The organism is Streptomyces sp. WELS2, from assembly GCF_013870595.1.
Lineage (GTDB): Bacteria > Actinomycetota > Actinomycetes > Streptomycetales > Streptomycetaceae > Streptomyces.
In genome coordinates this window covers 1-4,055 of the sequence record NZ_JACBWZ010000589.1, presented here as the reverse complement: position 1 = coordinate 4,055, position 4,055 = coordinate 1, and the positions used below count along the sequence as shown (strand labels likewise).

The 4,055-nt window shown below is 72.9% G+C and carries 3 protein-coding genes; 1 reads left to right on the top strand and 2 read right to left on the bottom strand.

Annotated elements, in window-relative coordinates; translation table 11 throughout:
* Both H5J33_RS26220 and H5J33_RS26215 read right to left on the bottom strand, forming a co-directional pair.
* On the bottom strand, positions 1 to 1,330 hold a 1,330-nt coding region (locus H5J33_RS26220), incomplete at its 3' end, for a hypothetical protein (protein ID WP_181797324.1).
* A gap of 1,089 nt (positions 1,331 to 2,419) precedes the next feature.
* On the bottom strand, positions 2,420 to 3,340 hold the full coding sequence (locus H5J33_RS26215; RefSeq protein ID WP_181797323.1) for a PhzF family phenazine biosynthesis isomerase: 921 nt from the start codon (positions 3,338 to 3,340) through the stop codon (positions 2,420 to 2,422).
* 84 nt (positions 3,341 to 3,424) lie between these two features.
* On the opposite strand from H5J33_RS26215, the gene H5J33_RS26210 reads away from it, so the two are divergent.
* Positions 3,425 to 4,055: LysR family transcriptional regulator (locus tag H5J33_RS26210; protein ID WP_181797322.1), on the top strand; the 631-nt coding region annotated here is incomplete at its 3' end.

Genomic DNA, 4,055 nt, shown 5'->3' with positions numbered 1-4,055 from the left:
CCGCGAGGCGCTGCAGCAGGTCCGCCGCCTCGGGCACCCGCCGGTACGGCGTGAGCCGCGCCCGTATCTCCCGCAGCATGAGCGACGAGCGATGGGAACGCAGGAAGCGGTGTTCCTCGCCGAAGAGCCGGCCCGTCTCGCATGCCTCGTCCACCCGCCCCTGCCCCAGCAGCACCAGTGTCAGGCGCGCTTGACCGAGTGCCCTGGTGCGGTGTTCATGGAGGGGACGCCGTGCCGCCGCGTACCGCAGGGCGTCCAGAGCGGGCTCCGTGTCTCCGAGCCGGTGGAGGGTGTGTCCCTTGCGGTAGGCGAAGCCGGCTCTCGGGTACCGGAGGAAGGGATCGTCGTGAACGACGGAGGAGCCAAGCTGCCGTTCGGCATCGTCGAGGTCCCGGTAGGCGCCGCGGCGTTCGCCTGCCAGGGCCCGCACGTAGGCCCTTTGCGCCAGGACGAACGACTGAAGGTCGCCGGACTGCCCCCTGGCCGAGGTGACCGCCGCGTCGGCGAGGTCGGCCGCGTGCCGCAGCGCTGACAGACGGACCGCCTGGACGCTCATCGCCCTCAGCGTGATGGCGCGTGTCCGGCTGTCCCCGGCTCCGGCGGCGATGTCGAGGGCGATCAGGTAGTACCGCTGGGCGAGCCCCTGAAGGCCGGCGTCCGCCGACATGTCCCCCAGGACATGGACGAGTTGGGCCGCAGCCGACAGCAGCGCCCGTCGCTCGGCCGAAGGCGCGGGCTGCGCCAGCAGGCGGCCCATGTCGTCGCCGAGGTAGGAAGCCAGGGCCGCGCGGGCGTGACCGCCTCCGTAGCGCGGCCAGCCGACGGCGAACCGGGACATCACGAACCGGACCCGCTGCACGTCTGGGCCGCCGATCCCGGCCCGTAGCGAGGCGGGGCCGGGGGTGTCGAGCATGTCCCGGATGTCCGTGTCCGGGACGCCGTGCTGGCGGAACACCAAGCGCGCCAGCCGCACACGGCGTACCGGATCGACATCCGTCCTGGCCAAAGTCACCAGGCGTAGCAGGGGATCGGCGCGGTCCTCGTCCGATCCGTCGCCGGATGCCTGTGAACGGGCGCCGGCCAGGCCGGTCTCCGCAGCGCTCACCAGCCGGCCGATGCCCCGGGTCAGTACCTCGGCCACGAGTTGGGGGACGGGATCACGGGGACGTGATCCCGAGAGCCAGTGAGCGACGGTGGTGCGGTCGTAGTGCAGTGTCAGGCCCTCGCCGGCCGCCAGGCGATTGACGTTTCTGGCCAGTTCCGCAGCGCTCATGCCCGCCTCGCTCAACAGGCCCCGGAGCGCGGCGTTGTCGCCATGACGGCGTGACACGACGGTCCCTCCTTCACCGCTTCTCCCAAGGGCCCGCAGGAACCCGTCCGGTCACGCCCGGCTGCCGATGTGCGCGTCAGGGTCCTCTCTCCGTCCTCGCGAAGGCGGTCGGAACGAGCAGGCCCGGCGGTACCGCGGGGGTGTGCGAGCCGCCTCGAGCCGCTGGTGACGTCCCGTAGCGGCCGGGTGCGGCGCGTACGTACGAACAGGGCGCCGACCGGACCACGAGCGAGGTCGGCGCCAGAGGGCGGGGTGCACGGCGACCGGGGCGGGCCGGGTCGCCGCAGGTACGTCCGGCGCGGAGGCGCCACCCGGCCCGGACGCGACACAAAAGAAATCGGCTACATCTCTTTTCTACCAGTCACCATCTGATCGGAAATCGCTTTTTCAGCCATGCACGGTCGCCTCGCTCAACAGGCCCCGCGGTCCGCTCTGGTGCAGGTCGACACCCTGCTCTCCTGAGCGGGAAGAAGCGTCGGATCCGCGACGGGTCCGGTGGGTGGTGGCGCACGGCTCTCCACGGTGACCGGAGGCGCCACCGGGGCGTGCTCCCCGGCCGCCGCTGGCTCGTGCCCGGACATCGCCTCCGGCGAGTCCGTCGTCGGACGTACCGGGACGTACCGGGATGGCCCGCGGGGTGGCTCCGGTGATCGAGTTCTCGGCGGCCGGCGCCGCGCCGACGGACCCGCCCGACCGGGCTTCAGCGCGCCGCAGCGCTTCCCGCCGATCGCCGCCCCTTCCCGCCCGGCCGAATTGCCACTGCGTCCTGCCCGCTTCCCCCGGGGAGGCCGGCCCGGGACTGCCTGCCCTCCCGGTCTCTCGAGTCCCAGCTTGCCTCTGGACTCGAAACAAATGATCCAGTCGGATTAGGCACCGCGTTGGCCACATCACCGACACCCAGGAGCGGGCGTACGACGTCGTCGCACACGGCACGATGGTGACGAGGATGGCCGCGCCGCACCGGTCCGGGGTGCGCGCGGGAGGCCCGCAGGCCACGGCCGGAGAGCATCCCGTAGCCATGCGCCAGCGCGTGCCCGGCTCGGGAGGCCGTGGCGGCGTATCTCCGTCTCGCCGTGGCCGGTGGGGGCGTCAGTGGGGGAGAGGCACGGCTGTGCCGGTGACCCGGACCCGGTCATCCTCGGGCGTGACACCGACGACGAGTTCGCTCGGGCGGCCCATGTCCTCCCCCTGCCGCACCGTGATGTCCGCGGGCTCGGTGACCAGGCCCAGAGCGCGGAGGTAGCCGCCGAACGCGGCGGCCGCCGCGCCCGTCGCCGGGTCTTCCACGACACCGCCGACGGGGAACGGATTCCGGGCGTGGAAGTGACGGGGGGACTCGCGCCAGACCAGGTCGACGGTGGTCCAGCCGTACCGGTGCATGACTCCGGCGAGCGCGTCGAAGTCGTAGTCGAGCGCGGCCAGCCGTTCGCGGGAGGCCGCGGCCAGCACCAGGTGGTCATTGCCGCCGAAGGCGACGTGCGGCGGCAGCGCGGGGTCGAGGTCCGACGTGCTCCAGCCGAGGGCCGCGAGGGTTGCCTCCAGCTCGGCGGTGAACGCCGGGCGGGACCGGGTCGGCACACTGGTGAGCGTTGCCCGCACCGCCCCCGCGCCGTCGGTGGTGGTCGTCACCGCGATGACGCCCGCCGGGGTGTCCAGAAGGAGGTCGCCGGGGCCCAGCCTGTCGGCGAGGGCGACGGCCAGGGCCACCGTCGCGTGCCCGCAGAACGCCACCTCCGCCAGCGGGCTGAAGTAGCGCACCGTGAAGCGCCGGGCGTCCGGATCGGCGGTGGTGACGAAGGCGGTTTCCGAGTACCCCAACTCGGCGGCGACGGCGAGCATGGCCGTCGCGTCCAGCCCGGAGGCGTCGAGCACGACCCCGGCGGGGTTGCCGCCCTCCGGGGTGCGGGTGAACGCGGAGTAGCGCAGGATCTCGGGGGCCGCGCCAGAGCCGCCGTGGGCCGGGGCAGTGGTCGCGGTGGCGGTGGAGGCGGCGGTCTTGTCGTCGGTCATGAAGGAAACCCTGCCACCCCGCATCCATCGGGTCCAACGATCGTTCGTGATACATCCCATCGACTTTCCACATAGGCTGCGGAGGTGGACACACGATTGCTGACGACCTTCACCACGCTCGCCCGCACGGGCAGCTTCACCGCCGCCGCGGCCGAACTCCACCTCGCGCAGTCCACGGTCACCGTGCACATCCGTACCCTCGAACGCGACCTCGGCGTGCCGCTGGTCGACCGGCTGCCCACCGGTGCCTCGCTCACCGGCGTCGGCCGGCGGCTTCTCGCGGAGGCCGAGACGGTGCTCGACGCCGTGGCCCGGCTGCGCTCCGCGACCGGCGAGGACGGGCCCGTCGCGGGACGGGTGGTGGTCGGCACGCCCGAATCGCTGTGCGCCACCCGGCTGCCGGCCGTGATCGCCGCCCTGCGCACCCAACACCCCGACGTGGATGTCGACCTGCACGCGGCCGGTACCGAAGAGTGCGTACAGGGGCTGCGTTCCGGCCGGCTCGACTTGGCGCTGCTGATGGCCGAGGACGCCGATTCCCCCGACATCGCCACCGAACCGGTCGCCCGTGAGGCCCTCGCCCTCGTCGCCGCCCCCGGCCATCCGCTGGCCGGCCGTGACCGCCCGACGGCCTGGAGCGATCTGGTGGCCGAGCACTTCTTCCTCCTCGAGGAGGGCTGTGCGTACAGCGATGCCTTCGAACGGCGGCTGGCCG